Source organism: Acidipropionibacterium jensenii, assembly GCF_005890135.1.
GTDB classification, from domain to species: domain Bacteria; phylum Actinomycetota; class Actinomycetes; order Propionibacteriales; family Propionibacteriaceae; genus Acidipropionibacterium; species Acidipropionibacterium jensenii.
Window position 1 is genome coordinate 123,807 of sequence record NZ_CP040635.1, and the last position, 26,334, is coordinate 150,140.

The window sequence follows — 26,334 nt, forward strand, 5'->3', positions numbered from 1 at the left end:
GTCTCGCCGGTCCGTCGGCTCATCGTCGAGCTGGCGAACTGTCAGAACCCGAGACTAGCGTCACCGTCATGCCCCTCGAACCCAGAACACGCATCGATCGCAAGGTGAGGCGCACTGCACAGGCCTGTCTGCAGGCCTCGGCCGCCGTGGCAGGGGCCGATCCGGACCGGCCGGCCGGCGCGCGGCTGCTGGTGGTACTGACCGATGTGGTGCAGTCCTTCGACGACTCGGGGCGGTCCTGCTCGGAGCAGGCCGGGACGCTGAGTCTGACGCAGCTGATGGACGCCCGGCAAACCGGTCGCGCCGAGCTCTCCGCGATCGCCGACCGGGCGGTCGCCGGAGCCGGCGACCGGAACCTCGGCCCGCAGCTGGCGGTGGTGCACCAGCGACTGGCACAAATCCTCGACGGCCCGGTGCCCGACCAGGTGCAGGCTCTCGCCGGGCCGGTCGACACCTCGACCCTGCTCGAGGCGGCCGCGATCGAGATCTGTGCGATCGGTCTGGGGGCCGGGATCCAGATGCCCCGGACCAGCCTCATCGCCGCCTCCCGCGGGCTGGCCGGTGTCCTCGGGGACAGATTCGGCGGCCGGACCATCGAGATGCGGGTGCCGCCGGCCACCGCCGTCCAGCTGGAGGCCTTCGGGCAGGGCCCGTCCCACCACCGCGGGACCCCGCCCAATGTTGCCGAGACCGATCCGGCGACCTTCGTGCGGTTGGCGACCGGACTGGCGACCTGGCAGCAGGTGCGCGAGGCGGGCCTGATTCAGGCCTCCGGCTCCCACGTCGACGCGATGGCCCGGATGCTGCCGGTCATCGACCTGGGCTGACCGGCAGGCCGGCCGACCCCGCCGAGGCAGCCCTCCTGGCTGGCTCGGCGGGCTGTGTCGGCAGACGGGTCACAGACTCGGCAGGAAGCGGTCCAGCTCGAACTGCGTCACCTGGTTGCGGTACTCGTCGTACTCGGCCTTCTTGTTGCGCAGGAAGTAGTCGTAGACGTGCTCGCCGAGGGTGTCGGCGACCAGTTCGGAGTCCTCCATGCAGCGGATGGCCTCGTCGAGGCTGGTCGGCAGAGGACGGATCCCCATCGCCACCCGCTCCCGGTTGCTGAGCTTCCAGACGTCGTTGGAGGCCTCCTCGGGCAGCTCCATCTCGTGCTCGATACCGGACATGCCGGCGGCCAGGATCATCGCGTAGGCGAGGTAGGGGTTGGTCGCCGAGTCGATGGATCGCAGCTCGACTCGGGCCGAGGCGGACTTGTTGGGCTTGTAGAGGGGAACCCGGACCAGGGCCGACCGGTTGTTGCGTCCCCAGCAGATGTAGCTCGGCGCCTCGCCGCCGCCGTTGAGACGCCGGTAGGAGTTCACCCACTGGTTGGTCACCGCGGTGTACTCGGGGGCGTGATGGAGCAGACCGGCCACGAAGTGCTTGCCGATCGTCGACAGCCGGGTCTCGTCGGCGGCGTCGAAGAAGGCGTTGTTGTCCCCCTCGAACAGGGAGACGTGGGTGTGCATGCCTGAACCGGGGTGGTCGGTGAAGGGCTTGGGCATGAAGCTGGCACTGATCCCGCGCAGCGCGGCGACCTCGCGGATCACCACCCGGAAGGTCATGATGTTGTCGGCCATCGTCAGCGCATCGGCGTAGCGCAGGTCGATCTCGTGCTGGCCGGGGCCCGCCTCGTGGTGGGAGAACTCGACCGAGATGCCCATCTGCTCGAGCATCGTGATGGAGTCGCGGCGGAAGTCGGTTCCGGCCCCCAGGGTGGTGTGGTCGAAGTACCCGCCGTCATCCAGCGGCACCGGCCGGGTGCCGGGCTTGTGGACCTCGGTGAACAGGTAGAACTCGATCTCGGGGTGGCAGTAGCAGGTGAACCCCTTCTCGGAGACCTTGTCCATGGTGCGCTTGAGGACGTACCGCGGGTCGACGTAGCTCGGCGTCCCGTCGGGGTTCGTGATGTCGCAGAACATCCGGGCGGTGCCGGTGCCCTGCCGCCAGGGCAGCATCTGGAAGGTCGCCGGGTCGGGGTGGGCGACCATGTCGGACTCGGAGAGACGGGTGTAGCCCTCGACGGCCGAACCGTCGAAGCCGACCCCCTCGGCGAAGGCGCCCTCGACCTCGGTGGGAGGAATCGCCACCGACTTCAACGAACCCAGGACATCGGCGAACCACAGTCGCACGAAACGGATATTGCGCTCCTCCATGGAACGCAGGACAAACTCGGTCTGCCTGCTCATGGGGCCAGTCTGCCGCCAAAACGTTGCAATCCCATAACGTGACGGCGTTTTTCGGATGTACGCCGGGGTGGCGCCCACAAGTTCGCCACATACACTCACCCCCATGGCCCGAGCAGGTTGGTACCCAGACCCCGACGGAACACCGGATCGCTTCCGGTGGTTCGACGGCCAGGCCTGGACCGATCAGACCACCATGGGCGGCCGGGGCGGGGCCGGTGGCGGCTCCGGGTCCGGGGCCAGCCCCGATACCCTGACCACTGAGCGTGCGCCGCGCAGCGGCGGTCCCATCAGAGCAGTGCTGGCAGCTGCCGTGGTGATCCTGGCGCTGGTCCTGGTGGGTTGGCTGGTGATGCGGCCCAAGCCGGACAACAGCCAGCTGGCCCAACCCGATCAGAACTCCTCGACGCCCACGGTCTCGGCCTGGAACGAGAAGTCGGCCACCCCCAGCGCGGGTTCCTCGGTGGTCAAGTGCCCCAGCGGAGATGTCTCGAAGGCGGCCGGGTCCAGTGACGGACGGCTGCGCTCCGGCAGGATCTCGGCGGCGAGGATCTCCGGCTGGGCGGACCAGACGATGTCGATGCCGTGGGTGCGCAACATCTCCTCGCAGACCGAGACCGTCTACGTGGCCAGCCCCACGAGCTGGATGAGCGTCTCGGGGGTCGGGCAGTTGGCCGCCGCCGACGGATTCTCCGACCCGAGGACCGCGGCCCGGATGATGACCGAGTGCTTCGCCAGTTCGCAGTACTACTCCGGGTACACCGGCTCGAAGGTGGTCTCCCAGCAGGAGTTCGACCGCAACGGCCACACCGGCTGGTGGGTACGCACCGAGATCTACGTGTCCATCCCGAACCTCCCCCAGGTCCGCGGAGACGTCGTCGACGTCGTGGTGATGGACACCGGCCAGAGCGACTTCATGGGGGTCTACTTCAACTCCGCGACCATCGGGGACTCCGCCCGTCAGAAGCTGGTGGACGCCGCCCGGGAGTCGATCCAGGTGAGTTGAGCGCGCGGTCCCCCTGGCCGACGGACTCGGCCCGCATCCATCGACTGGCGATGAGCGTGCACGGCGCAGGGGCCTACCGCCGCAGGACCACGCCGGAGCGGCTGAGCCGCTTCGACGAAGGCCTCGCACTCCCCGAGCGGATCACGTCCGCTTGCCGCCGGCCACGACAGCGGCAAGACCCGAGACCTGCCGACGGCGGTCGGGTGTCGCAGCATGGTCAGCCAGAAGGGCTTCCCGCCCCAGGCCGGGCGAACGCGTTCCTCGCCGGCATCGGCGACACGGTCACCGCGGTGATGACCGACCACGGCGCCTGCTACCGGTCAGCTCTGCCGCAGGGCGTCGACCGGCTCGATCCGGGATGCCCTGCTGGCCGGGTAGAGGCCGGCGAGGCCGCCGACCAGCAGGCCGGCGACGGGTCCGAGAACCGCGAGGCGCCAGTCCAGAACGGCCGTCCACTGCTTCGCCCAGCAGGTCGCCACGACGATGACGGTGCCCAGGCTCGCACCGATCAGCCCGCCCAGGGTGCCCAGCGTCACAGCCTCGACGAGGAACTGGGAGAGGATGTGTCGCGACCGTGCTCCCAGCGCCCGCCGCAGACCGATCTCGGGGGTGCGCTCGATGACCGACACGAAGGTGGTGTTGGCGATCCCCACCATCCCGATCACCAGGCTCACCGCGGCCAGCAGCAGGAACAGCCCCTCCATGTCGGTGTTCACCTGATCCTTCAGGGAGGAGATGTCCGGGGGCTTCGTCACCTTGTATGTGCCGGCCAGATCGGGGTTCACCGCGTCGGCGAGTTGCGACGCGACCACGGCCGCCGCCCCGGGGCGCACCTGCGCCCACAGGGTGAAGGCGCCGGCCCCCGTCGGCGTTCCGAACAGGGCACGAGCGGTCGTACTGGGGATGATGACGGCATTGAGCAGTTCCGCGTGCCGCTGGGTGTTCGACAGGATGCCCATCAGGAAGAAGCGATGACCGTCCATCCAGATGGTCTGTCCGACGGCGGCCCGCGTGATGGACAGCTGTCGGGCAGCCCCGGGGCCCAGCACGACCACCGGCTGGGCGGTGCGCTCGTGCCAGTCGTTGTACAAAGCCCCAGAGGACAGTGTCGCACCGGCCTCGGCGAGCAGACCGGGGGACGCGGCCATGTAGGCCAACTTCGTGTCCGGATCGGTGGTGCCGGGCGGCGGGAGGAGCGAGACCTGTCCCTTCACGTCGTGAAGGCTCCAGCCGATGCCTGCCTCCTCCACCCCGTTGATGGATTTCACGCGCTGCTCGGCGTCGGGCCGAAAGGTGTAAGAGGCGACGGTCACCCCGTCCCCAGGGTCGGTGATCGAGACCTCGTTGGCGGTGAGCGGGTCGAATCTGCTGCCGATCTGGGCGGCGGCGGAGCTGGTGAGTCCGAGCACGCACACCAGGACGGCCACCCCGAGCACCGTGCCCAGGGCCGTCATGACGGAGCGTCCGGGCCGCTGAGTGATGCCGGCGAGGGCCTCGGCGAAGAGGTCGGCCGCCCTCATGGTGGAGCGGGGCAGCTGAGGGGACTGCCCGGCGTCCGCGGCCCCGGCCCCACTCCTACGCCATCTCATGGACCCGACCATCCTTGATCTGGATCTGGCGGTCCCCGTGCCGAGCGATCACCGGATCGTGGGTGATGATGACGATGGTCATCCCCTGGTCGTGGAGCTCGTCAAGGAGATCGATCACCTGGGCCCCGTTCTGGGAGTCCAAGTTTCCGGTGGGCTCATCGCAGAGCATGAGGTGGGGACTGTTCATCATGGCGCGGGCGATGGCAGTGCGTTGCATCTCGCCTCCCGACAGGTTGCGGGCGGGCGCGTTGAGGCGGGCGCCGAGCCCGACGCTCTCGATCACCTCACTGGCCCGCTCCCATCGCCGTGCCGGCGGCATCGACCGGTACAGCCCCGAAAGGCACACGTTCTCCAGCACGCTGCGGTGCGCCATGAGATGGAAGGACTGGAACACGAAACCGAGCCAGCCGCCGCGGATCGCGGTGCGCTGGTCGGCACTGAGCCGCCCGGTGTCCACCGCATTGACCACGACCGAGCCGGTGCTGGGACGGTCTAGCAGCCCGGCCAGGTTGAGCCAGGTCGACTTCCCGGAGCCACTGGGCCCGCACACGGTCACCAGGTCGCCGCGTTCGATCACCAGGGAGCAGGGATGCAGGGCCGTGACCTCCGGCGGGCCGGCGTAGGTGCGGCCCGCCGCCACGAACTCGAGCACCGGACCGACGGCGGAAGGAGCACCGATCATCTCGAGCTCGGTGAGGAGGAGGGCTGGATGGAGTCGCCGATAAGCACGGTGTCTCCCTCGGAGAGGCGACCGCTCACCTGGACACGTCCGTCTCCCTGAAGGCCGGTGACCACCGGCACGACGCGTCGAGTCCCCTTATCGACGATGGTGACGGAGGTATCTCCCCTGGCGCCGGTCGCCACAGCGCTGATGGGCACGTTGAGCACCGGGGCCTGGGAGGTCGCGGTATTGACGATGACCCTCACCTGGGTACCCTCCCCGGCAGTGATCGGATCGCTCGGAGCGATGACGATGCCGACCTGCTCCTCGACTGTCTGCGCGGGCTGGCCCTGCCCGTCCTGACCGGAGGAGGCCGTCGTGATCTGGACGGCGGACACCACCGCTGCGTGACGGGCTCCGTCGTCGGTGACGATCTCGGCGCTCTGGCGCGCCTTGACTCCCGTCGCGCTAGCCGCATCGAGACCGGTGACACTCGCCACCAGGGCACCACTCACGAGAGTGAACGCGGTGCCGCTCGCCTCCTTGCCGACCGCGGTGGACAGCGAGGCGACGGTCGCGGGCACCGAGGGCACGAAGACCACCTCGGAGCGGGGCAGCGTCGGCCCAGCCTTGGCCTGCGCCCGTTCCAGGGCCGTCGAGGCGTCGGCGAGGGTGTCCTGGGCCTCACCCAGTTGCCGTTCGGCCGAGCGCAGCGCCCTCCTGGCATCGACGATGCCGTCCTGCTGGGAGGTGTCGGTGCCGGACTCCTGGGAGGTGGCGGAGCCGGACGAGGATGCTGCGGGGACCGACTGAGCCGCCGGCCTGCGGGCTCGCGTGAGCGCGATCCTCGCAGTGTCCACGTCGTCCTGACGGGACTGGACGGCCTCCTTGGCCGAGGCGACGGCCGAGCGAGCCTCCTTCACCTCTTCATTGCCGGTGCTGGCGACCTTGTAACCGAGCTTGCCGTAGAGGCTCACCAGAGCGTCCTGTGTGTCGGGGCCGAAGCCACTCTCCTCGCCGGAGAGATAGTGCAACGAGCGGAGCGCCTTCTGCAGCTGGACGACGTCGGGGCCGGTGCCGCCGGGACTGATGGTCCGGTATGAGGGCATGGCTCCGGGCAGCAGGATCACCGGCCGCCCGCTCACCTCCAGCAGGACGCTGCCGCCTTGGACGCTCTGGCCCTCCGTGACCCGGAGGCTGCTCACCACGGCGCGTTCGGCATCCTCACCCGTTGCGGAGTCCAACGTGACGTCGGTCCTGATGCCGCGCTGGAGGCTCGCCCCGAAGGGCACGGACCGGGTGACGACGGACTTCTTGACGGTGTCGGTGAGTGGCGTGACCGGAGGTGGAGCGGTGTCGGCCTGGCGCTGGGCCGGCGACTTGAGGAAATGGCCGGCGATCAGCCCGACCGCCAGGAAAGCCACCGCGATCACAGTCATGACGGCGATTGCCCTGGCGCTTCGCCGCCGGCGCGGACCGGCCGCCATGAACTCACCCTCGTCGTCCACCTGCTGGTACCTAGCCCTTCGCGATGATGCCGCGCGCGGTCACCAGAGCCTTGCGCACGCCGTTCTGGGCCGACGTGAACTGCGCCTGGTGCGCGACGATGTACTGATTCTGGTAGGCCGTGTCCAGTGCGTACATGATGCCGTAGTAGTTGATCTGCTGGGAGCAGGTGGCGTCGTCGACGGCCACCTTGACCTGCTGGGCGCGAGGTTTCCCGGCCACCGACTGGACGGCGTCATCCTTGTGGGTGAAGGTGTATCCCTTGGTCTTCATGCACGCCGCCCACTTCTTCTCGGCGTCGAGCAGTCGGGAGTCGTTGTCGAGCCGGTCCAGAGCGTTGTCGAGACCGTCGGACGAGAGATGGATGAGATCGGCCCAGTAGTCCTTCTCATGATCCTGGATCTCGGCGTTACCCTCACCGTAGCAACCACCCTGGGGCAGGAGGTTGCCGTTCTTGTCCTTCAGGGAGGATTTCTGGCCGTCAGCGGTCACTCCGTTGAAGACCTCCCTCTCCTTCGGATTGGCCGGAGCCGCGTCCTTCACCTTCTCCTTGTCGTCCACCTTCACCGCGTACCGCGGGTCCTGCTGGTAACCGTACTGTCGTGCCCCGTCCAGCGAGACGACGGTGCTGTAGCGTCCATCCAGTTCCAAGGCATCGCTGGGCAGTCGCACGTTGTCTGGTTTCTGGCTGCTCACCACACCGAACCGCAGAGAGCACTTGTTCGCGACGATAATGACGGCGTTCTGAAGGGTGGCCGCATCCTCGGGGCTGAGGATGTAGGAGGCCATCGGGGCCTTGATCTGACTCAGCGAGGTGATGGGCGGCGGGTTGTCCGGGATGGAGACCGAGGCCTCGTTCCCGCCCGTGTCACCGCCACGGGAGCAGGCTGTCGTCATACTGGCTAGGGCAAGGACCCCAGCCAGCATGACTAGCATTCTTCCCGAGTGCATCATGAGATCTTGAACGAGCTGGCCCGGTCATTCAGAGAGGCTCCGACATACCCGATGTTCTGCCCGTAGTTCACATATCCGGTGGAAACACCACCGTATCCCAAGTTCGTGAAGAGATCGACGTCGCAACCTGCAAAGTCCTGAGCGCCACTCACGACATCGTTCCAGCCGCGGTCCCCCATCCAAGACATGACGGTGTCAGCATCGCTCGTTGATGCTGTACAATTTCCTGTCCCCAGAACGGTGAGCTTGTGACCCCCGTTGTAGTTCTCCCACAACACAGCCCTAGTAACCTTGCCAGAGGACCAGCTCGCATTCGATACGGCGTTCGCTCCGGGCGACGTAGCAATGACGGACACCAGTGTGACACCGGCCATCGCAATCGCCGCGATTCTCTTTTTCATGGTTGCCCCTTATCCTCGTCGTTGGTCGACGAGAACCACAGTATGGGATGTGACGATAACTGTCGAGCACTCTGGGCGAAAACGGTCCTTTTGGGCCCCTATCCCGGTCGTCGTCCACCAGAAATCGTGAAACAGCTGCCGAGATCCTCCCCGCCCACGGTGCCGTAGGTGCATCACAACGCCTTCGGCGCCTTCTCGCGCTGTCAGGGTGATCGACAGATTCCCATCAGGGGTGTCCTTTCGGCCACCCAAGCCCCATCTCGGGCGACCACTCACGATGCACATACACACAGCCAACGGAGGTCTACGCCCTTCATGTGAACTTCCCCTGGCGGCAGCCGTCTCGGCGCTCTTCATCGCGATGCTGACCTTGGCCTCGCCGCGGCCCGGATGATGACCGAGTGCTTCGCCAGTTCGCAGTACTACTCCGGGTACACCGGCTCCAAGGTGGTCTCCCAGCAGGAGTTCGACCGCAACGGCCACACCGGCTGGTGGGTACGCACCGAGATCTACGTGTCCATCCCGAACCTCCCCCAGGTCCGCGGAGACGTCGTCGACGTCGTGGTGATGGACACCGGCCAGAGCGACTTCATGGGGGTCTACTTCAACTCCGCGACCATCGGGGACTCCGCCCGCCAGAAACTGGTGGACGCCGCCAGAGAGTCGATCCAGGTCAGCTGAGCGCGCGGCCCCCCAGCCTTCGAGCGCCCCCTCGCGCGTCACCACCTGGGTCATCGGGAGGTCATGTGGGCGACCGCTCCCACCGCCAGCAGTCCGGCAGCCCAGGCCCATCCAATCCCGGAGGAGGGCCCGAGGATGGGCCAGTTCCAGGCGGCGTCACCTCCGTAGTTCGTTCTGCCGGTGAGCACTCCGATGAGGATCCAGCCCACCGCAGGCAGCGATATCACCGCCACCGCCAAGAAGCGTCCGGCGAGAAGAGTGAGCCCGATCCCGGCGGCCGTGCTGCGGGCGCAGATCAGCGACGCATCGCGGGGACCGGCGACGGCAGCGGCCAGGAACAGGACCACCAGCAGGACGCCGAATGCTACGTCCCAGATCCGTACTGGCCGGGCCGAACGGGACTCGGTGAGACGATCGGGCCGGGCCAGTCCGATCCCGTAGGCGACGATCACCGGCAGCGGGATGAAGAATCCCAGGGGCTCGTCCGCGCCGATCGCACCGATGATCGACGGCACCTGCACCCGAACGCCGCCTGTCAGCGCCAGGAGAACACTCAGCAGGAGGGTCAGCGCGTCAGTCGCCAATCCGCCTCGGCACTTCGCCCACCAGATGAAGGCCCGCCCTGTGTCGAGAATCCCCCTCATCGGCAGGCAGCCAGGTAGTCAAGGTCGGCGTTGACAGTCCGGCCCTGCTGAGCCCTCGGCTTCACCAGCAGCGCCGTAGCCCAGTCCCAGGCCTCCCGGTCCAGTCCGAAGCGTGCAGCGTCCATCCCGCCTCCGACCTGGGCGCCGGCGGAGCGCACCAGCCATGCCTGGGCGCGCTGCTGACGCTGGATCACCTCAACAGGCACCTGAGTGCCGGGGGCCTGGTAGGAGGCCGTGGCGAGAGCCTGGCTCACCTGGTTGAGAATGTCGAAGTCCGTGTCGTATCTGGCGTTGGCCACGAGCGCGGCGGCATCCCGGCTCCCCGGCTCAAGGCCGGTCGCCTCGGTGAGGGAGGTCGGCGTGCGCACCCCGTACACCTGCCATCGCGAGAATGCGGCGTCCGCCAACGAGACGATGTGGCGCGCCTGTCCGTCATGCTCAGGCAGGACGCAGACGGTGACCCGCTCGCCCGTCGTGCATGCGACGGCGGCGTGGCGTGGATCAACGGGCTCCCACCCGAGATGGTGGACCTGCACACCACCGAGTACCAGTCCAAGCGCCAGCGCCGCGACCACCCCGGGGCCTATCGACAGCCGGACCGATCTGCTCATGGTCCGGCTCCGCCCCCAGATTGCGAGTCCGGCGGCCACGAGCACGCCTGCCAGCACAGTGAGCGTCCCGGTGACCGCCGCTGGAGCCAGCGTCTGGTCGACCTGGCAGCAGACAACCCAGTCTCCGTTGAGATGACGCAACCACGGCACCGAGTTGACCGGGGCCAGGATCAGCCACAACACGGGGACGGCGAATGAGACCGGCAGAGCGACGACTGGCGGGGACCACAGGCCGGCGGCGATTCCCGCCAATGCCCACACCCACAACGACAGGATGGTCGTGGTGACCACGGCCATGGAGGCCCCACCCGAGAATGCCCGGTGCCGGGCGAAGACGATGACTGCGACGGCGGTGGCGGAGACCACCGACATCAGCCAGGGTGCCGCCAGGACTCGTGGAACGGATCGCCTGCGGGGCCAGGTGAGAACTCCCGCCCGCCTCAACCTTCCGCCTTCCCACGCCCCGGCAAGCGCACAGAGACCGGTGGCCAGCAGCAGATCGAAGGAGTCACGGGTGGCCACCGCCAGCCGGTATCCCTCGCCGGAACCCTCCTGACCGCCGAGGTTGGCTGCGACCAGCAGGGCGACGAGCGGGGTCAGCCACATCCCGGCGGAGACGCGCACTCTGGTGAGCCACCTCACAGCGCGATCTCCTCTGATCGGAGCAGGCTCAAGTAGGCTCGTTCCGCCTGACCGGGGCCGGGACCTGCGAGCCCGAGGAACTCTTGGGGGGTGCCGGTGAATCGCATCTGCCCCGCCTCGATCACCGCCACGACGTCGTAGAGCTCGCTGATGTCGTCGATCTGGTGGGTGGAGACGATGGTCACCCGGTCTCCGGGAATGGAGCGGAGGACGGACCGGAATCGCAGCCGCTGGGCCGGATCGAGGCCGGCGGTGGGCTCGTCAAGGAGCAGCACCTCCGGTTCGGCGACAATCGCCTGGGCCAGCCCTACCCGACGCAGCTGTCCCCCTGAGAGCCTTCCCGCCTTGGCGTCAGCCTTGCCGGCCAGATCCACCTGCTCGAGCGCATCCCCCGCGCGTCGCGCGGCCCGCCGGGCCGACAGTCCGGCGAGCCAGCCTGCATAGGCCACCTGCTCGGCGACGGTCAGGCCCGGCACTGGCGCGATGGACTGCGGCATGATTCCGACTCGTGATCGCAGCTCACGGCGGGAGGTCGGGCTGTCGGCTCCCGGCAGCAGGACCGCGCCGGAGCGTGCCGCGAGCGCACCCGACAGCACGCCGAACAGGGTCGACTTGCCGGCCCCGTTCGGACCGAGCAGCACCGTTCTGGAACTGCCGAACTGGCAACTGAGGGATCGTAGGACAGGCGTCGAGAAGTAGGAGAAGTCAAGTCTGTCGATCCGCAGCGATCCACTGGTGCTTGCGGAGAACACTTCAACCATCCCCTGAATTCGTGAAACTTGGGTTTGGATGACCTTACGACGACGTTTCACTCCGGTACAGATACGAGACCAAGATCGGTACATTTGGACACCTCTTCCGGCTCTCCGGGAACCGAGGCCATCACCGCAAGAGATCACGGACCCCCCCGGGACCACGCCATTGCGTCATCTGCTACGCCGCCGAAAACCTTCATCGGTACCCTCCCAAGAGTCCCATGCTGTCCATGCGGCCACCCAACGCCAGCGCCAGGAGGTGGCGCCAGTTCCGTCCACCGGGGTCAGGGATGTCCCGCACAGTGGTGTGGCACGGTAGCCGAGATCTCTCTCGGAGATCGCGCGGGTCGGTCGCTGCCCGGTGACAACCCTGCGCACCCGAGGCGACGAGCGGCTCAGATGCCGGAGCCTTCACTCGGCTCGAGTGGATCTTCCAGGACGCCCACGACCAGACGTCTTGGCAGACGACACCGTCGGCGGGCGCATCATCAAGGCTGTCTGAGACGGAACCACCTTCACGAAGGCCTCGGACTCACGGTCCCCCTGGTGATGACCGACAACGACGCCTGCCTATGATCAGCTCTGCCGCAGGACGTCGAACGGATCCATCCGGGACACCCTGCGAGCTGAGTAGAGTCCAGCAGGGCCGTCGACCAGCAGGCCAGCAACATCGCTGATGACTGCGAGACGCAAGCACAGGAAGACCATCCGCTGTTCAGCCCAGCAGGTCAACACAACTATGACCGTCCCCAGGTCGGCACCTGCGCGAACCCGCGCCCACAGCGTGAAGCGGCCGGCACCGAGTAGTTCCGAACAAAGTCCCACCGGACCGCACTCACCTCGATTGTCCGCCGCCACGGGCATCAGACGATCGATGTCTGCCGCGTCTGCCTCCCCAATCACCGGCTGTGCAGCTCGCCGGCAGAACTCCCATCCGGACCGATTCCAGAACGGCCAACGAGCCGGACAACCACATCCTCCCCCCACCGCCTCGATCATCAACCATTCCCCGACCGGCTTGCGCTCTCTACTTGATCAAGCGCTACTCTCCACCTGTGAACGCGGGGGGACTGAAGCGACTTCGAGCGAGACTCCGCACCTTCGAGAGTATCGTGACCGCGGTCGCAGCCGCGATCGCAATCCTGTTCATTGCAGTGCTGATGACAGCGCCTCCTCGGCACGGTGCAGAGGTCGCGCCGTTCGCCTTGGAGATCGCCCTGTGTACCGCGGCGGCCTTCTCTGGCCGCTGGCCGCTCCTGGCCGGATGCGTGGCCATGGCCTTCCAGGGAGCATTGCTCCTCTTTCCAGGTACTGACTCGACATTCGCCACCCTCGCGGGCCTGCTTCCGGTGGCCAGTTGCAGCGCCCTCGGGCGGTGGCGATCAGGAGCCTCCCTCACGCTCGCGTACTTGACGCTGAGTTGCATCGCAGAGACCCGTGCTGTTCCTCCTCAGTCACTCAGGAGAGTGGTCTTCGCCACTTTCGGATGGGCATTCATCCTTTCCCTGACATGGTTGACAACATTCGGTTTTCATCAGCTTCAACGCGCACTGAAGTACAAGTACGCATCCCAGCGACAACAGCAGCAACAGATCATCGCTCGCCAGTTGCACGACACAGCCTTGCAGTCGTTGTCCCGGATCTCGCTCATTGCGGCCTCCGCCGATGCGTCCGCCCAGCCTGACCCGAACATCCGAGGCTCCCTCGAGAAGGTGGGCGATCTCGCTCGCGCCACCGCCGATGATCTCAACGAGATCCTGATCGCCCTCCGGGATCCGGATCCCGATCTCGACTCGGCCTTCCTCAACCACTCCCCCCTCCAAGAAGTCCTGGACTCAGCAGCCGAGTCACTCCGCGGCGATGGATTCCAACCCATGGTAGTGGGCTCAGCGACCGGCTTGGTGAGTAGTGCCCCTTATGGTGGTGTAACCCGCTGGTGACCAACCCGTCGGCCTCCGCGACTTCGTGGTGGACGGCAGCGCGGTCACCGTGTGATCCTTCGAGAAAGCTCTCTACTTCTCACTCGAAAGGAACAACCACGATGACCGCTCCTCATATTGTCGACCCGACGCGGGTCCTGGACCAAGCCCTGGGCCAGGCCTCCCCGGACCTGCTGCGCTCACTGCTGCAGACGATGATCAACATGCTCCTGTCAGCCGACGCCGACCAGGTCGCCGGCGCGGAGTACGGCCGCCCCGACCCCGACCGCCTCGTCCAGCGCAACGGCTACCGTCACCGCGACCTGGACACCCGGGTCGGCACGGTGGACGTGGCGATCCCCAAGCTCCGCCAGGGCAGCTACTTCCCCGAGTGGCTGCTGGAGCGGCGCAAGCGCGCCGAGTCGGCGATGATCACCGTGGTCGCCGACGCCTACCTGGCCGGGGTCTCCACCCGCCGGATGGACAAGCTCGTCAAGAGCCTGGGTATCGACTCCCTGTCGAAGTCCCAGGTCTCCAGGATGGCCGCCGACCTCGACGCCCAGGTCGAGGCCTTCCGCCACAGGCCTCTGGGCGAGGCGGGCCCGTTCACGTTCGTGGCCGCTGACGCCCTGACGATGAAGGTCCGGGAGGCCGGACGGGTCATCAACGCGGTCGTGCTGACTGCCACCGGGGTCAACGCGGACGGCCACCGGGAGGTCCTGGGCCTCCAGGTCGCCACCGCTGAGACCGGGCCGGCCTGGAACACGTTCTTCGCCGATCTGGTGGCCCGGGGCCTGTCCGGGGTGCGGCTGGTCACCTCGGATGCCCATGCCGGGCTGAGGGAGGCGATCGCGGCGAACCTGCCCGGGGCTGCCTGGCAGCGGTGCAGGACCCACTACGCGGCCAATCTGATGAGCGTGTGCCCCAAGAGCCTGTGGCCGGCGGTCAAGGCCATGCTCCACTCGGTCTACGACCAGCCCTCCGCGGCCGCCGTCGACGCCCAGTTCGACCGGCTGCTGGACTATGTGGAGGCCAAGCTTCCCCAGGTCCATGCCCATCTGGACGCCGCGCGGGCCGATCTGTTGGCGTTCACGAGTTTCCCGGTCGACGTGTGGCGCCAGATCTGGTCGAACAATCCTCAGGAGCGGCTGAACAAGGAGATCCGGCGGCGTACCGATGCCGTGGGGATCTTTCCCAACAGGGAGGCCGTCATCCGGCTCGTCGGGGCCGTGCTGGCCGAGCAGACCGATGAGTGGGCCGAGGGCCGGCGCTACCTGGGCCTGGAGGTCCTGGAACGCTCACGAGGCACTCACAACCCCGACGGCCCGGACCAGACGCACCTGGAAGGAGCAGACCCCATCCCACCCGAACTGGCAGCCTGACCCCGTATCGAAAGATCACGAAACGGATACACCACTACCAGGGACTTGACCGCTTGGCGCTCAGCCCGGCGTGCCATGGCTGCCTGGTGGCTGGGATCCGCGAAGCGGCGCGAAACATCGCCAAGCACGGAGCCCCAGGGATCTGCACGCTGCGCCTCACCGTCAATGCAGAGCGACGCTCGGTCACGTTCACCGCTGCGAATCAACTCGCCACCGGTCGCCAGGAGTCACGTGTCGGCGGACACGGCCTCATTGGCATGCGAGAGCGAGTCGCGATCCTCAACGGACGATTCAGTAGCATGAGGAGCACATCTGATCCCACGACATGGCTGACATCGCTCTCCCTACCGATTGGAGGTGATTCCCATGACTCGTCCGATCACCGTAGTCATCGTCGATGACGACTTCATCGTCCGCGACTCATTGATGTCACTACTGAACGCAACCTCAGGAATTCATCCAGTCGCCGCATTCGGAAACGGAGATCATGCGATTCGATATGCCTCCGAGCATTCCGCAGATGTTTATCTTGTGGACCTCGCCATAGGTGAGACCAATGGATATGACACCACCGCTCAACTTCATTCCATCTCACCATCATCATCGATCGTGATTCTGACAAACAGTTCCAGTGCCAGTGCCGAGATCGCCGTCAGTGCTCTCGGGGCATCCGCCTATTTGCGGAAGACAGCAAATCCCTCTGCAATAGTCTCAACTATTCAGAACTTGGGTCGACGGATCACCAACTCGAGCGAGCCACCACCCGGGACCGAAGACAGACTATTCCCCGTGCCAGAACTCACCGAACGCGAACACCAGGTCCTCACCCTTCTCGGTCACGGCCTCTCCAACAGGGAGATTGAGGAGAACCTATTCCTCAGCAGCTCCGCGATAAAGAAGCACATGTCGGCTCTGTTCAAGAAATTCGAGACACAATCTCGCCTGGAAGTAGTTGTCAAGGCAGCCGAGCTCGGAATGATTCGCCTTGCAACACTGAGAGATTGGAGCTCAGACGACAAGAGGGAAAGCTAGGAAATAGGTTGCAGAAGGAGTTTTCAGGCCCTTGACTGGGAGGGGCCAAGAAAGTGACAGTCAAGAAAAGAACAATACCTGCAGTGTAGGTTCTCCACGAACGCATGTCGGTCGCCTTCCAAGAGACGGTTGCAGAGTAGTACACGCCCCGATCGACGGCCTCGTACACTAGGCAGACGTGACTGCCATCAAGCCCTACCCCGTGAGTCCCCGTCTCGACGTCCCCGCATCCATCCCTCGGCCCCCCTATGTCGGCCTGGGCGATGTCGATGAGGACTACCAGGGCTCCCATGTGCAGACCCCCGAGGTGATCGAGGCGATGAAGGAGGCCGGCCGGATCGCCTGCGGTGCGATGCACGAGGCCGGCAAGGCTGTCGCCCCCGGCGTCACCACCGACGCCCTGGACAGGATCGCCCACGAGTACATGTGTGACCACGGCGCCTACCCGTCGAGCCTGGACTACCGCAACTACCCCAAGTCGATCTGCACCTCGGTCAACGAGGTGATCTGCCACGGCATCCCCGATGCCCGCCCGCTGGAGGACGGTGACATCGTCAAGATCGACGTCACCGCCTACAAGAACGGCGTCCACGGCGACAACTGCTACACCTTCCTGTGCGGTGATGTCGACCAGGCCTCCCGCGACCTGGTGACGCACACCCAGGAGTCGATGAACCGGGCCATCAAGGCGGTCCGGCCCGGCCGCTCGATCTCCATCATCGGGCGGATCATCGAGAACTACGCCAAGCGGTTCGGCTACGGCGTGGTCCACGACTACACCGGCCACGGCGTCCACACCGCCTTCCACTCCGGTCTGATCGTCTTCCACTACGACGAGCCCCGCTACGACGTCACCCTGGAGGAGGGTATGACGCTGACGATCGAGCCGATGCTCACCCTGGGCGACTACCACTCCCACCAGTGGGACGACGGCTGGACGGTCATCACCAATGACGGCTCCCGGTGCGCCCAGTTCGAGCAGACCATGGTGATCCGCGCCGACGGCGCCGAGATCCTCACCACCCTGGGCTGAGACACCACCGGCATCGCGCAGATCCGGGGTCGGACGATGCCTGGCGTGAACATTTCACTCACACAACCCGGTGCTCAGCACCCCGGAGGGTCCCGGGCCCCACTTCCGCGAGTGAAACCTCCACCTCTCAGGCGATCCGGGCCGCCCTCCTCGACCTCTGCACCCGGGGATCGGGCACCGGAACCGCCGCCACGAGTCGCCTGGTGTACTCCTCGCGGGGATGGGCCAGCACCTGGTCGGTGGGACCCTCCTCGACCACCTTCCCCGCGCTGAGCACCAGGGTCCGGGCGGCGACCTGCTCGACCACCGCCAGATCGTGGGAGACGAACAGGCAGGCGAACTCCAACTCGGCCTGCAGGGAGGCGAGCAGGTCGAGGACCACGGCCTGCACCGAGACATCCAGTGCGCTGGTCGGCTCGTCGGCGATCACCAGTCGCGGTCTCAGGGCCAGGGCTCGGGCGATCGCCACCCGCTGGCGCTGTCCGCCGCTCATCTCGTGGGGATAGCGCTCGGCCATCGAGACCGGGAGCCGGACCTGCTCGAGCAGCTCGCGGACCCTGGCCCGCCGCTGGGCGGACTCCATCTCGGCATGGAGCATCAGCGGCTCGGCGATGGAGGCCCCCACGGTGCGGCGGGGGTTCAGCGCCGAGGCGGGGTTCTGGTACACCACCCCGGTCTGGCGGCGCACCGGCAGCAGAGCCCGGCGGGAGGCCCCGGCCACCTCGACACCGTCGACCCGTACTGATCCCGAGGTCACCGGAACCATCCCGGTCAGGGTGCCCGCGATGGTGGACTTCCCCGAGCCGGACTCCCCCACCAGGCCCAGCACCTCACCGGGGGCGATGGTCAGCGAGACACCGCGCACCGCGTGGACCGGTCGGCGCCCCCGGGCCCGGTAGACCACGTCGAGGTCGGTGACCTCCACGACCGCCGATGGCTGGCGGCCGGTCTGCTCCGACTCCCTCCTCTCGGGGGCCTCGCGCAGCGCGTCGAGCCGGGGCACGGCCCCCAGCAGCTCCCGGGTGTAGGGGTGGCTCGGTCGGCTGAAGATCTCGTCGACCCCACCGCGCTCGACGATGTGTCCGCACCTCATCACGGCCACCTCATCGGCGATGTCGGCCACCACTCCCATGTCATGGGTGATGAGCAGGACGGCCATCCCGTCGCGGGTGAGAGTCCGCAGCAGGTCGAGGATGCCGGCCTGGACGGTGATGTCCAGAGCGGTGGTCGGTTCGTCGGCGACGATCACCGGCGGGTCGCAGGCCAGTGCCAGGGCGATGCAGGCCCGCTGCTGCTGCCCGCCGGACAGTTGATGGGGGTAGGAGGCGGCGATCCGCTCGACCTCCGGCAGCCCGACCCGGGTCAACAGCTCCCCGACCCGCTCCCTCAGCCGGGAGCGCGAGATCTCGTGGCGGTCGCCGTGGGCCCTGATGGCCTCGCTGATCTGCGCCCTGATGGTGAGCAGCGGGTCCAGGGCGCTGGCCGGTTCCTGGAAGATGGTGCCCACCAGGCGGCCCCGGGCGTCGTCGAGAACGGGGCGGGCGGCCCCCACGAGTTCCACCTCCGAGGCGCCACCTCCCTTGTCACCGGGTCTGCTGAGCAGCGCCGAGCCGCTCACTTGTGCAGTCGTGGGCAGCAGGCCGAGGCTGCCGAGCGCGGTGACCGACTTCCCCGAACCCGACTCCCCGACCAGGGCCAGCACCCGGCCGGGGGTCAGATCCAGGTCGATCCCCTCGGAGGCCGCCACCGCCGAGCCGCCGAAGTGCACCGACAGGTCGCGCAACCTCAGCACCGGCTGGTCGAAGTCGGACTCTCCCGACGCCCCGGCCTGCTGCCCCGCGACCATCAGGCCGTCACTCCCAGGGTGAGGTAGTTCGGGTAGGAGGGGAAGGGATTGACGAAGAAGTTCGACACCCCGGACCCGTGCAGGAAGGAGTTGCGACGGTAGACCAGCGGCACCACCGGCGCGTCCTGGGCGATCCGCTTGTCGATCGCCGCCCACTGGGACTTGGCCTCGCTCACCGACAGGGCCGCGGCCGAGGCCAGCAACTTGTCCACCTCGGGCTTGCGGTAGCGGGAGACGTTGTAGCCGCCCGAGCCGATCTCACTGGATGCGAAGAGAGGCTGAAGGTTGGCATTGGCCGATGGGTAGTCGGGATTCCAGGCGCTGATCGCCAGGTCGTAGGCCGACCCGTTGCCCTGGGTGGCGCGCTCGGTCCAGGTGTCGTCCTCCACCGGGCTGATGGTCACCGTCAGGCCGACCTTCTGCAGGGACTGCTGGACGGCCTGGGCGATCGCCACCGAGGCGTCGTCGTTGGCGGTCAGCAGCACGAGCTTGCCGACCTTCCTGCCCTTCAGCAGCTGCTCGGCCTTGCTGGTGGAGGTCGGGTAGAGGTCGTACTCCTGGCGTCCGGGGACGCCGGGGGTGATGTAGGTGCTGGCCACGGCGGCGCCGAGGCTGCCTCCCAGAGCGGCCTGCACGGCCTTCTTGTCGACGGCGTGGGAGATCGCCCGACGGACATCGACGTCGGTGACCCGTTCGACGTTGATGGCCAGGTAGTGCAGGGGCCCGGCGCTGGCGGTGGCCAGCCTCGACCTGGCCGACGGATTGCCGGTCACCTGGGCGAGCTGGGCGGCCGCGACCCGATCGGCGCCGAAGGCGTTGCGGTCGGCTCCCGAGTCGGCGATCAGCCGCTGGGAGGCGACTGACTCGTCCTGGCCCATCGAGACGACGATGGTGTCGGGAAGGGCGGTGCGGATCGTGTCGGTGGAGGCGCTCCACCTCGGATTGCGCTTGAGGGTGGCGGAGACCCCCTGCTTGTACTCGGCGACCCGGTAGGGGCCCGAGGCGACCGGCTTGCGGGTGTAGGTGGCGGGGTTGTCTCCGGCGGGCACCGGGGAGAAGGCCGGGGTGGAGGCGATCCAGGGCCAGTCGCCGTAGGGCTTGGTGAGGTGGAAGACGATGGTCCTCGCGTCGGGGGTCTCCACCGATGCCAGGTGCTTGCCCTGGTAGGGGCCGGTGTACCCCTTCGTCCCGGCAAGCAGCGCCTTGTGGTAGCCGAGACCTCCCGACAGCGAGTCGGCGAAGGTTCGTTCGATGCCGTGCTTGATCTGGGCGGATGTGATCGCCGAGCCGTCCTCGGCCACCAGCCCGGCCTTGAGGACGTAGGTCCAGGTGAGGCCGTCGGCCGAGACCTTGCCGGTGCGGTGGCGAGGTCGGGCACCACGGCGGCCTCCTGGCCGTTGACGATCCGCCAGGTGGTGAGTCGCCGGTGCACCAGGGCCAGCGAGGTGACGGCCATCGACTGGCTCTTCGCCGGGTCCCAGTTGATGTCGGTCGCCGACTGCAGGATGGTCAGCGTCCCGCCCTTGGTGGGGGTGGCCGAACCGGTTCCGGAGGCCGATCGTTCGTTGGCCCCGCAGGCGGCCAGGGCCAGCGTGAGTGCGGTCGCCCCGGTGCCGGCCAGGAAACCGCGCCGGGAGAGGGTCTTGGAGGGGTGGATGGGATTGACCATGTGACTGTCCTTGTGGTGTCGGGAGGGTGTCGGGAGGAGAGGGGTCTCAGACCCGTGGGTCGATCGCCGCCGCGAGCACGTCGGCGACCAGGTTCATCAGGATGACGGCGGCCGCGGCGACCAGGGTGATGCCCATCACGAGCTGGATGTCGGTGGCGCCGACGGCGTCCATGAACAGGGCGCCCAGGCCCTGGATGGAGAACACCTTCTCGGTGATGACGGCGCCACCGAGAAGGCCGCCGAAGTCCAGTGCGAAGTAGGTGAGGACAGGTACCGAGATGTTGCGCAGGACGTGGTTGCCGATCACCCGGCGCTCCGGGAGACCCGCCGCCCGGGCGGTGCGCACGTGTCCTCGCCGAGGTTCTCCAGCATCTCGCCGCGCACCATCCGGGCGTAGACCGCCGCCGAGATGAGGGCCAGCACGGTCCACGGGAGGGCCAGGTGCCAGGCCCAGTCGACCGGGCTCTGGGAGAGCGGCACATATCCCGAGACGGGGACGATGTCGGCGGTGAACCCGAGCAGCAGGATCCCCAGCAGCCCCACCAGGTAGGAGGGCGCCGAGACGCCGAGCACGGTGCCGGTCATGATCACCCGGTCCAGGGTGGTGCCGCGGCGCAGCGCCGAGGCGATGCCGGCGACGACGCCGATCACCATCCACAGCACGGCGGCGCCGACGGCGATGGAGAAGGTGATCGGGAACCGGGAGGCGATGAGTTCGGTGACCGGGGCCGACAGCCGAAAGGAGTAGCCCAGGCAGGGAGCCGAGCACCGGACGAGATCGGCGCCGGAGCCGTAGCTGGTGCCGGTGATGATGCCGGACAGGTAGTCCCAGAACTGCAGGTACCAGCTCTTGTCGAATCCCATGTAGGCCCGGGCCCGGGCCAGGCTCTCGGGGGTGCAGGGCTTGCCGCAGGCCAGCTGCGCCGGGTCGGCGGGGAACAGCTGGAAGATCGCGAAGGTGATGAAGGTGATGAGCACCAGGACCAGCAGGGTCTGGAGCAGCCGGGAGGCCAGGAATCTCAGGCGGTTCATCGGGCCTCACCGGTCCTGGGGTCGATGGCGTCGCGCAGCCCGTCGCCGAACAGGTTGAAGGCGAGGGTGACGAGGAACAGGGCGGCACCGGGGAACAGCAGGTACCAGGGATCGGTGCTCACCCAGGTCACCGCCGAGCCGATGGTCCGTCCCCATGAGGGGGTCGGCGGCGTCACCCCCACCCCGAGGAAGGACAGGGCGGCCTCGGCGCCGATCTTGCCCGGGATGGAGATGGTGGTGAAGACGATGATGGTGGCCACCAGGTTCGGCAGCAGCTGGGTGGCCAGGACGTGGAACTCGCCGGCCCCCATCGCCCTGGAGGCCTGGACGAAGGTGCGTCCCCGCAGCGACATGGCGCGGCTGCGCAGCACCCGGGCGGTGGAGGGCCAAGCCCAGGACGCCGATGATGAGGATCATCATCGGGACCCGTGGCGCACTGGCCGGGACGACCGCGGAGATCGCGATCATGAACACCAGCTGCGGGAACCCCAGCACGACGTCAGTGGTCCTGGAGGCCAGGGCGTCCCACCAGCCGCCGAAGTAGCCCGCGGTGACGCCGACGACGATGGCGATGACCATCGACAGGATGGTGGCGCCCAGTCCGATGAAGAAGGAGGTCCGGGTGCCCTCGACGACGATGGCGAACAGGTCGCGGCCGGTCTGCGGCTCCACCCCGAACGGATGGGCCGCGCTGATCCCTCCGAACGGCCCGAGCGGCAACCCGGATCCGTCGAGGGCGGACAGGTTGTAGCTGTAGGGGTCTCGCCCGCTGAGTCGGGTGATCACCCGCGCGAACACCGCCACCAGGGTGGTGAGGATGACCACCACTCCGCCGGTCACCGCCCAGCGGTCGCGGCGGAGACGTCGCCACACGTGGTGGGTGGACACCGGGCGCCCGTCGAGGGACGGATCCTCAGGACCGTCGTGGGACGGGTCGGGAGCCCCGTCGTGCGACGGATTCGCTGGACCGTCGTGAGACGGTTCAACGGGCCCGTCGGTGGGACGGGGCGGAGGGGGTGTCGGGATGGTGTCTGTCGGCGTTCTCCACGTCAGACAGGGCTCCCGGTTAGGGGGTGGTCACAGAGTTACCTCAGAGGCGGAATCGGCGAATGGTGCAGTGGTGCTGTCTCAGCGACAACAACAACACATTCGCTCGTGCATCGTCCTCTTCCCGGATCTCCCGACGGGCCGCAGGCGCGGCCCGGAGTTGTTGTGACATTATCACCGCTTGAGACGCGAGCTCAATCCTCGAGACCTTCGCGACTGCCCTGAGAGCCCCGGTGAGAGCCCTGGTGAGGGCCCTGTGGGTCCGGGTTCTGGGGGTGCGGACCGTGAGGAGGCACCAGCCCGGCCGCCAGCCCGATCGCACAGGAGACGGCGTGATAGTCGCGTCCGGCCGCCATGAGCGCCATGCAGGCGATCGCGACGCCCGCCCAGAGGAGGGCGCGGCGGTCCGGCCGGGAGAGCAGCAGGTTCGAGACGAGAGCCGAGCCGAGAGCGAACACCGCCATCGAGTTGCCCCCGCCGACCGGTTCCAGGACGGGACCGACGGCGAGGTTGGAGAGGACCGCCCCCACCCAGAAGGTGATCCAGACCCGCCCGGCCGACCAGTACCGCTGGGCCGCGACAAGGACCAGGGTCAGGCGGAACAGATTGAACACCAGTCCGAGGGGGCCACCGTCCTGCACGACGACGGAGGTGACCAACCGCCACAGCTGCCCCGAGCCGATGCGCGCCCAGTCCCGTTCCAGGGCGGGCAGCAGGGCCGGGACGACCAACTGGACCAGGGAGGGCACCACAACCACCAGCCACAGCGCGGCGGTGGAGGGCCGGGGCCGCTCCCACGGGCCGCCGGGACGCCTCGCGGCGGTGCTGGCGGTGCTGGCAGCCAGCAGAACCGCCACGACCAGAACCCACGAGGAGACGGCGACCAGCGAACCCATCATTGGCGCGATGCTACCCGGGCATGCAGGCGCATCCGGGTGCGCCAGTGTGCCCGGGTGTACCGACCCAAGCCCCTCCTCGACTCGGCTCCCGGCAAGGAGTGGCCGTAGAGTGACGTGCCGTCCGGCACCACATCCGCCGGGGCGTCGTCAGGCAGAGGAGCCGCACATGAGGAGTCCAGTCCAGAACCGCGACCGCTCCCACCGGCTCATCGACCTCATCGGCCGCCACGACAAGCCGACCACCGCCGAGGAGCCCGAGGCCTCCACGGTGAAGGTGGTACGGCTGCGGCACGGCGAGGTGCACGGAACCGAAACGGCCGGACCGGACGCCTCCGGCGGGGTGGTCGAGGACGCCCTGGCCTACGCCAATGGCGACCCCGAGCGTCTGGTCGTGCTGGACTACGACTGCCCCAGCCCCCAGCAGATCCGACACCTCGCCAGAGCATGGCACCTCCACCCGGTGCTGGTGGAAGACCTCCTCAAGGCGGGCCAGCGTCCCAAGATGGAGCGCTACCCGGAGGTGCTCTTCGTGGTGGCGCGAATGGCGACCTATGTCGATGAGATCGAGGACGTCCAGGTCACCGAGTACCACCTGGTCACCCACCACAATGTGGTGGCGATCCTGCGGCAGGACGGCCACAACCCCGCCACCGACAGGGCCGAGCGCCTCTCCCAGAATGTCGAGCTGATGAAGCTCGGGGCCGACGCCGTCCTCTACTCCTTCCTGGACCTGGTGGTCGACGGGTATCTGCAGGTGCTGCGCGAGCTCGGCGTCGACCGGGAGCAGATCGAGAGGCAGGTCTTCGCCGGGGACCCGAAGGTCACCGAGCGGATCTACCGGCTCAGCCGCGAGATCATCGATCTCCAGCAGTCCTGCGTCCCCCTGGCCGAGGTGATCCAGGATCTGCGCGCCGGCTTCGCCAAGTACCGCACCCTCGACTCGTTGAGGGCCTACCTGCAGGACGTCTCCGACCACCTGTCTCGGGTCAACACCAGGGTGGAGGACCTGCGTTCCGGGATGGGTCAGATCCTCGACGTCAACTCGATCCTGGTGACCCAGCAGCAGAACGAGGACATGAAGAAGATCTCCGGCTGGGCGGCCATCGGACTGGCGCCCACGGTGATCGGCGCGATCTACGGGATGAACTTCGACGTCATGCCCGAGTTGCACTGGGCGCTGGGATACCCGTTCTCACTGGCTCTGATGCTCACCGCCGGAGTCCTGCTGTGGGTGATCTTCAAGCGCAAGCACTGGATGTGAGTCCACGCCGGGCCGGGCGAGGATGTGGCGGCTGATCCACTGCGAGGTGAGGGAGCCGCCCTTGGTGACATTGAGGGTGACATCGGTCTTGAGCTGGTTGCCAGAGATCGTGGCCCGGCACAGTGCCCTCAGGCCTCGCTCGGAACAGGCTCTCAGCACCGCCTCGAAATGAGCGCCACTGACGGACGTCAGCTCCCCCACCGGACGGCCATCGATACGTACCCCGACGATCTGCTTGAGAGTGCGCGCCGTCTGTCTGGTGAACAGGTACAGCTCGGCGACCTTGATCACCTCGTGCTCGTCGCCCAGCATCGCCACCAGCTCGTCCAGATGTTCCTCCTCACCGGTCACCTGAACCGTCGAACCCGGAGGCAACAGCACGTGCGGGTCCTCGATCTGCGCGCCTGGGGGGAGGATCTGATCGACCTCCGGCAGCCAGATGCGCACCCGCACACTGGGGCGATCCCCGGTCCCCACCCGTACCGAGACCTTCACCCGCAGTGAGTGCCCGCCGGCGGCCAGGTCCTCGAGCTCCTGCCGGTGGCTGATCTCGTGTGCGGCGGCCAGCCAGCCGATCTGCCGGTCATCGATGAAGACTCCGATCCGGCCCTGACCAGTCGGGAAGATCTCGGCACCGAGCCCGCTGAGGGTCCCTCCCGAGGTCCCCGAGGGAGGTCGGCCGTCGGGATAGAGAGCGCTCAGCTCGGTGAGGAAGAAGTCGCAGCGGACGGCGTCCACCGTCGTGGTGGCCGACCCCCAGGCCTCGACCGGGACCGGCACCGGGAAGGCGCGCGCCGGGCCGGCGGGCAGTTCCAGGGTGGCCGGAGAGAAGTCGTAGGGCAGCACCACCCGACCCTCGTGGCGTCCGGTGAGCTCGCCCTCCACCAGCAGCCGCGCGAGCCTGCGCCTCCTCAGCTCGGCATTGATCTTCCGCGCTGCAGCACCCTCGAGGATGCCGATCCGCTGGCCCCTGGCGAGCACCACCACCGGCGAGCCGCCGAAGGATCTGGTGCTGGATCCGACCAGCTCGAACCGTCGAGTGTCGGCCAACTCGGAGGGTATCGGCGCCCAGGACAACCCGCCGATCGGCACAACGACGCCTCCGCGGCGTCGGGTGACGCCCGGGACCTGGGTCCAGTCCAACCGGGAGCGACGCCTGGCACCAGGGCCACCCCACCAGATGCAGACGACGATGCAGACCGCCAAGAACACCATGTAGAGCATCGCCACTCCTCCCACTGGGTCTCACGGCCTTGTGTCGTCGGCCCATCGCTGGCCTCGGGATCCTTCGCCGGCTCAGGGTATCGCCAGCCCCCGTCAATACCCGGGCTTCGATGTCATCGCGCCTGCTCGCGCCGCCCTCTTCTGACCCTGGCCCCAGAGCCGCGGTCGGGGCCCATTGGAGTCACCCACCTCGATCCTCGCGAGGTCCTCGAGAAGACCTCTGGGACGCCCAGCGGTGAAACTTTCACTCACCAAAGGGACTCCTCCGCGCTCACCAGCGCCCGGAACGCCGTTCCGCGAGTGAAATGTTCA

23 protein-coding genes and 5 pseudogenes are annotated in these 26,334 nt (G+C 67.5%); 11 read left to right on the top strand and 17 right to left on the bottom strand.

Annotation, left to right across the window (positions count from 1 at the left end; translation table 11 throughout):
• Nucleotides 1-68 precede the first annotated feature (68 nt).
• Nucleotides 69-827, top strand: coding sequence for a sterol carrier family protein (locus FEZ32_RS00590; protein ID WP_138679654.1), 759 nt, complete (start codon nucleotides 69-71; stop codon nucleotides 825-827).
• Between the two features lie 69 nt (nucleotides 828-896).
• Here FEZ32_RS00590 and glnA read toward each other — a convergent pair whose 3' ends face one another.
• The gene (gene glnA, locus FEZ32_RS00595) at nucleotides 897-2,198 is read right to left on the bottom strand and encodes a type I glutamate--ammonia ligase (RefSeq protein WP_138680800.1); all 1,302 of its coding nucleotides are present in this window, start codon (nucleotides 2,196-2,198) and stop codon (nucleotides 897-899) included.
• A 136-nt stretch (nucleotides 2,199-2,334) separates the two neighbouring features.
• On the opposite strand from glnA, the pseudogene FEZ32_RS13710 reads away from it, so the two are divergent.
• Together FEZ32_RS13710 and FEZ32_RS13715 are read left to right on the top strand one after the other, a co-directional pair.
• Nucleotides 2,335-2,388 (top strand): annotated as a pseudogene (locus tag FEZ32_RS13710) (hypothetical protein); the annotation flags it as partial.
• A 420-nt stretch (nucleotides 2,389-2,808) separates the two neighbouring features.
• Complete coding sequence (locus tag FEZ32_RS13715; protein ID WP_420809270.1) at nucleotides 2,809-3,234, top strand: hypothetical protein; 426 nt, start codon at nucleotides 2,809-2,811, stop codon at nucleotides 3,232-3,234.
• Between the two features lie 320 nt (nucleotides 3,235-3,554).
• Here FEZ32_RS13715 and FEZ32_RS00605 read toward each other — a convergent pair whose 3' ends face one another.
• The 5 genes from FEZ32_RS00605 to FEZ32_RS00625 form a co-directional block, all read right to left on the bottom strand.
• Entirely contained in the window at nucleotides 3,555-4,823 is a 1,269-nt protein-coding gene (locus FEZ32_RS00605) for an ABC transporter permease (protein ID WP_027588150.1), read from the bottom strand.
• Entirely contained in the window at nucleotides 4,810-5,505 is a 696-nt protein-coding gene (locus tag FEZ32_RS00610) for an ABC transporter ATP-binding protein (RefSeq protein ID WP_027588149.1), read from the bottom strand. The genes FEZ32_RS00605 and FEZ32_RS00610 overlap by 14 nt, the downstream gene beginning before the upstream one ends.
• On the bottom strand, nucleotides 5,502-6,923 hold the full coding sequence (locus FEZ32_RS00615) for a hypothetical protein (protein WP_126412628.1): 1,422 nt from the start codon (nucleotides 6,921-6,923) through the stop codon (nucleotides 5,502-5,504). The genes FEZ32_RS00610 and FEZ32_RS00615 overlap by 4 nt, the downstream gene beginning before the upstream one ends.
• 79 nt (nucleotides 6,924-7,002) lie before the next feature.
• Entirely contained in the window at nucleotides 7,003-7,887 is an 885-nt protein-coding gene (locus FEZ32_RS00620; RefSeq protein ID WP_138679656.1) for a hypothetical protein, read from the bottom strand.
• Between the two features lie 53 nt (nucleotides 7,888-7,940).
• A complete protein-coding gene (locus FEZ32_RS00625; protein WP_126412629.1) occupies nucleotides 7,941-8,345 on the bottom strand; it encodes a hypothetical protein in 405 nt (134 codons plus the stop codon).
• A 381-nt stretch (nucleotides 8,346-8,726) separates the two neighbouring features.
• On the opposite strand from FEZ32_RS00625, the pseudogene FEZ32_RS00630 reads away from it, so the two are divergent.
• Nucleotides 8,727-9,026 (top strand): annotated as a pseudogene (locus tag FEZ32_RS00630) (DUF2510 domain-containing protein); the annotation flags it as partial.
• Nucleotides 9,027-9,076: 50 nt separating this feature from the next.
• On the opposite strand, the gene FEZ32_RS00635 reads toward FEZ32_RS00630, so the two are convergent.
• Genes FEZ32_RS00635 through FEZ32_RS00645 form a run of 3 tightly spaced genes read right to left on the bottom strand, consistent with a single transcriptional unit; the run spans nucleotide 9,077 to nucleotide 11,648 of the window.
• Nucleotides 9,077-9,610: a hypothetical protein gene (locus tag FEZ32_RS00635; protein ID WP_027588145.1), complete on the bottom strand. Its 534-nt coding sequence runs from the start codon at nucleotides 9,608-9,610 to the stop codon at nucleotides 9,077-9,079.
• 56 nt (nucleotides 9,611-9,666) lie between these two features.
• Nucleotides 9,667-10,923: a DUF7224 domain-containing protein gene (locus tag FEZ32_RS00640; RefSeq protein ID WP_051238204.1), complete on the bottom strand. Its 1,257-nt coding sequence runs from the start codon at nucleotides 10,921-10,923 to the stop codon at nucleotides 9,667-9,669.
• Nucleotides 10,920-11,648, bottom strand: a complete 729-nt coding sequence (locus tag FEZ32_RS00645) for an ATP-binding cassette domain-containing protein (protein ID WP_027588144.1) — start codon at nucleotides 11,646-11,648, stop codon at nucleotides 10,920-10,922. Before FEZ32_RS00645 ends, FEZ32_RS00640 begins: the two co-directional genes overlap by 4 nt.
• A gap of 1,142 nt (nucleotides 11,649-12,790) precedes the next feature.
• Between FEZ32_RS00645 and FEZ32_RS00650 the strand changes: the two genes are divergently transcribed.
• The 4 genes from FEZ32_RS00650 (at nucleotide 12,791) to map (ending at nucleotide 17,044) form a co-directional block, all read left to right on the top strand.
• Nucleotides 12,791-13,618 (top strand): histidine kinase, encoded by an 828-nt coding sequence (locus FEZ32_RS00650; protein WP_138679657.1) that lies wholly within the window; start codon nucleotides 12,791-12,793, stop codon nucleotides 13,616-13,618.
• A gap of 101 nt (nucleotides 13,619-13,719) precedes the next feature.
• Nucleotides 13,720-14,979 (top strand): IS256 family transposase, encoded by a 1,260-nt coding sequence (locus FEZ32_RS00655; protein WP_138679658.1) that lies wholly within the window; start codon nucleotides 13,720-13,722, stop codon nucleotides 14,977-14,979.
• A gap of 366 nt (nucleotides 14,980-15,345) precedes the next feature.
• Complete coding sequence (locus tag FEZ32_RS00660) at nucleotides 15,346-16,011, top strand: response regulator transcription factor (protein WP_084648531.1); 666 nt, start codon at nucleotides 15,346-15,348, stop codon at nucleotides 16,009-16,011.
• Nucleotides 16,012-16,330: 319 nt separating this feature from the next.
• The gene (gene map, locus FEZ32_RS00665) at nucleotides 16,331-17,044 is read left to right on the top strand and encodes a type I methionyl aminopeptidase (RefSeq protein ID WP_244937998.1); all 714 of its coding nucleotides are present in this window, start codon (nucleotides 16,331-16,333) and stop codon (nucleotides 17,042-17,044) included.
• A gap of 127 nt (nucleotides 17,045-17,171) precedes the next feature.
• Here the strand turns inward: map and FEZ32_RS00670 are convergent, their stop codons facing one another.
• The 5 genes and pseudogenes from FEZ32_RS00670 to FEZ32_RS13725 form a co-directional block, all read right to left on the bottom strand.
• Entirely contained in the window at nucleotides 17,172-18,890 is a 1,719-nt protein-coding gene (locus tag FEZ32_RS00670; protein ID WP_138679660.1) for a dipeptide ABC transporter ATP-binding protein, read from the bottom strand.
• Nucleotides 18,890-20,191: an ABC transporter substrate-binding protein gene (locus FEZ32_RS00675; protein ID WP_244937876.1), complete on the bottom strand. Its 1,302-nt coding sequence runs from the start codon at nucleotides 20,189-20,191 to the stop codon at nucleotides 18,890-18,892. The genes FEZ32_RS00670 and FEZ32_RS00675 overlap by 1 nt, the downstream gene beginning before the upstream one ends.
• 302 nt (nucleotides 20,192-20,493) lie before the next feature.
• A pseudogene (locus FEZ32_RS13600) lies at nucleotides 20,494-20,559 on the bottom strand (hypothetical protein); the annotation flags it as partial.
• A 46-nt stretch (nucleotides 20,560-20,605) separates the two neighbouring features.
• A pseudogene (locus tag FEZ32_RS00680) lies at nucleotides 20,606-21,591 on the bottom strand (ABC transporter permease).
• The gene (locus FEZ32_RS13725; RefSeq protein ID WP_236082447.1) at nucleotides 21,588-21,962 is read right to left on the bottom strand and encodes an ABC transporter permease; all 375 of its coding nucleotides are present in this window, start codon (nucleotides 21,960-21,962) and stop codon (nucleotides 21,588-21,590) included. Before FEZ32_RS13725 ends, FEZ32_RS00680 begins: the two are co-directional and overlap by 4 nt.
• 32 nt (nucleotides 21,963-21,994) lie before the next feature.
• Between FEZ32_RS13725 and FEZ32_RS13730 the strand changes: the two genes are divergently transcribed.
• Both FEZ32_RS13730 and FEZ32_RS13735 read left to right on the top strand, forming a co-directional pair.
• Nucleotides 21,995-22,135: a hypothetical protein gene (locus FEZ32_RS13730; RefSeq protein WP_236082448.1), complete on the top strand. Its 141-nt coding sequence runs from the start codon at nucleotides 21,995-21,997 to the stop codon at nucleotides 22,133-22,135.
• A gap of 6 nt (nucleotides 22,136-22,141) precedes the next feature.
• A complete protein-coding gene (locus tag FEZ32_RS13735; RefSeq protein WP_236082449.1) occupies nucleotides 22,142-22,342 on the top strand; it encodes a hypothetical protein in 201 nt (66 codons plus the stop codon).
• 47 nt (nucleotides 22,343-22,389) lie between these two features.
• On the opposite strand, the pseudogene FEZ32_RS14115 reads toward FEZ32_RS13735, so the two are convergent.
• A pseudogene (locus tag FEZ32_RS14115) lies at nucleotides 22,390-22,479 on the bottom strand (hypothetical protein); the annotation flags it as partial.
• A gap of 353 nt (nucleotides 22,480-22,832) precedes the next feature.
• Nucleotides 22,833-23,537, bottom strand: coding sequence for a rhomboid family intramembrane serine protease (locus FEZ32_RS00690; RefSeq protein WP_138679661.1), 705 nt, complete (start codon nucleotides 23,535-23,537; stop codon nucleotides 22,833-22,835).
• 166 nt (nucleotides 23,538-23,703) lie between these two features.
• Between FEZ32_RS00690 and FEZ32_RS00695 the strand changes: the two genes are divergently transcribed.
• The gene (locus FEZ32_RS00695) at nucleotides 23,704-24,798 is read left to right on the top strand and encodes a magnesium and cobalt transport protein CorA (protein ID WP_097799140.1); all 1,095 of its coding nucleotides are present in this window, start codon (nucleotides 23,704-23,706) and stop codon (nucleotides 24,796-24,798) included.
• Here the strand turns inward: FEZ32_RS00695 and FEZ32_RS00700 are convergent.
• A complete protein-coding gene (locus FEZ32_RS00700) occupies nucleotides 24,730-26,022 on the bottom strand; it encodes a hypothetical protein (RefSeq protein ID WP_138679662.1) in 1,293 nt (430 codons plus the stop codon). The two genes, FEZ32_RS00695 and FEZ32_RS00700, sit on opposite strands and share 69 nt — an antisense overlap.
• Between the last annotated feature and the right edge of the window lie 312 nt (nucleotides 26,023-26,334).

What these genes read in the sequence shown, in the direction of transcription:
- FEZ32_RS00590 (WP_138679654.1), top strand. Translation starts at nt 69, where the DNA reads ATGCCCCTCGAACCCAGAACACGCATCGATCGCAAGGTGAGGCGCACT.
- FEZ32_RS00695 (WP_097799140.1), top strand. Translation starts at nt 23,704, where the DNA reads ATGAGGAGTCCAGTCCAGAACCGCGACCGCTCCCACCGGCTCATCGAC.
- FEZ32_RS13730 (WP_236082448.1), top strand. Translation starts at nt 21,995, where the DNA reads ATGATGAGGATCATCATCGGGACCCGTGGCGCACTGGCCGGGACGACC.
- FEZ32_RS13715 (WP_420809270.1), top strand. Translation starts at nt 2,809, where the DNA reads ATGCCGTGGGTGCGCAACATCTCCTCGCAGACCGAGACCGTCTACGTG.
- FEZ32_RS00700 (WP_138679662.1), bottom strand. Translation starts at nt 26,022, where the DNA reads ATGCTCTACATGGTGTTCTTGGCGGTCTGCATCGTCGTCTGCATCTGG.
- FEZ32_RS00625 (WP_126412629.1), bottom strand. Translation starts at nt 8,345, where the DNA reads ATGAAAAAGAGAATCGCGGCGATTGCGATGGCCGGTGTCACACTGGTG.
- FEZ32_RS00660 (WP_084648531.1), top strand. Translation starts at nt 15,346, where the DNA reads ATGACTCGTCCGATCACCGTAGTCATCGTCGATGACGACTTCATCGTC.
- glnA (WP_138680800.1), bottom strand. Translation starts at nt 2,198, where the DNA reads ATGGAGGAGCGCAATATCCGTTTCGTGCGACTGTGGTTCGCCGATGTC.
- FEZ32_RS00620 (WP_138679656.1), bottom strand. Translation starts at nt 7,887, where the DNA reads ATGACGACAGCCTGCTCCCGTGGCGGTGACACGGGCGGGAACGAGGCC.
- FEZ32_RS00655 (WP_138679658.1), top strand. Translation starts at nt 13,720, where the DNA reads ATGACCGCTCCTCATATTGTCGACCCGACGCGGGTCCTGGACCAAGCC.
- map (WP_244937998.1), top strand. Translation starts at nt 16,331, where the DNA reads ATGAAGGAGGCCGGCCGGATCGCCTGCGGTGCGATGCACGAGGCCGGC.
- FEZ32_RS00615 (WP_126412628.1), bottom strand. Translation starts at nt 6,923, where the DNA reads ATGACTGTGATCGCGGTGGCTTTCCTGGCGGTCGGGCTGATCGCCGGC.
- FEZ32_RS00605 (WP_027588150.1), bottom strand. Translation starts at nt 4,823, where the DNA reads ATGAGATGGCGTAGGAGTGGGGCCGGGGCCGCGGACGCCGGGCAGTCC.
- FEZ32_RS00670 (WP_138679660.1), bottom strand. Translation starts at nt 18,890, where the DNA reads ATGGTCGCGGGGCAGCAGGCCGGGGCGTCGGGAGAGTCCGACTTCGAC.
- FEZ32_RS00690 (WP_138679661.1), bottom strand. Translation starts at nt 23,537, where the DNA reads ATGATGGGTTCGCTGGTCGCCGTCTCCTCGTGGGTTCTGGTCGTGGCG.
- FEZ32_RS00610 (WP_027588149.1), bottom strand. Translation starts at nt 5,505, where the DNA reads ATGATCGGTGCTCCTTCCGCCGTCGGTCCGGTGCTCGAGTTCGTGGCG.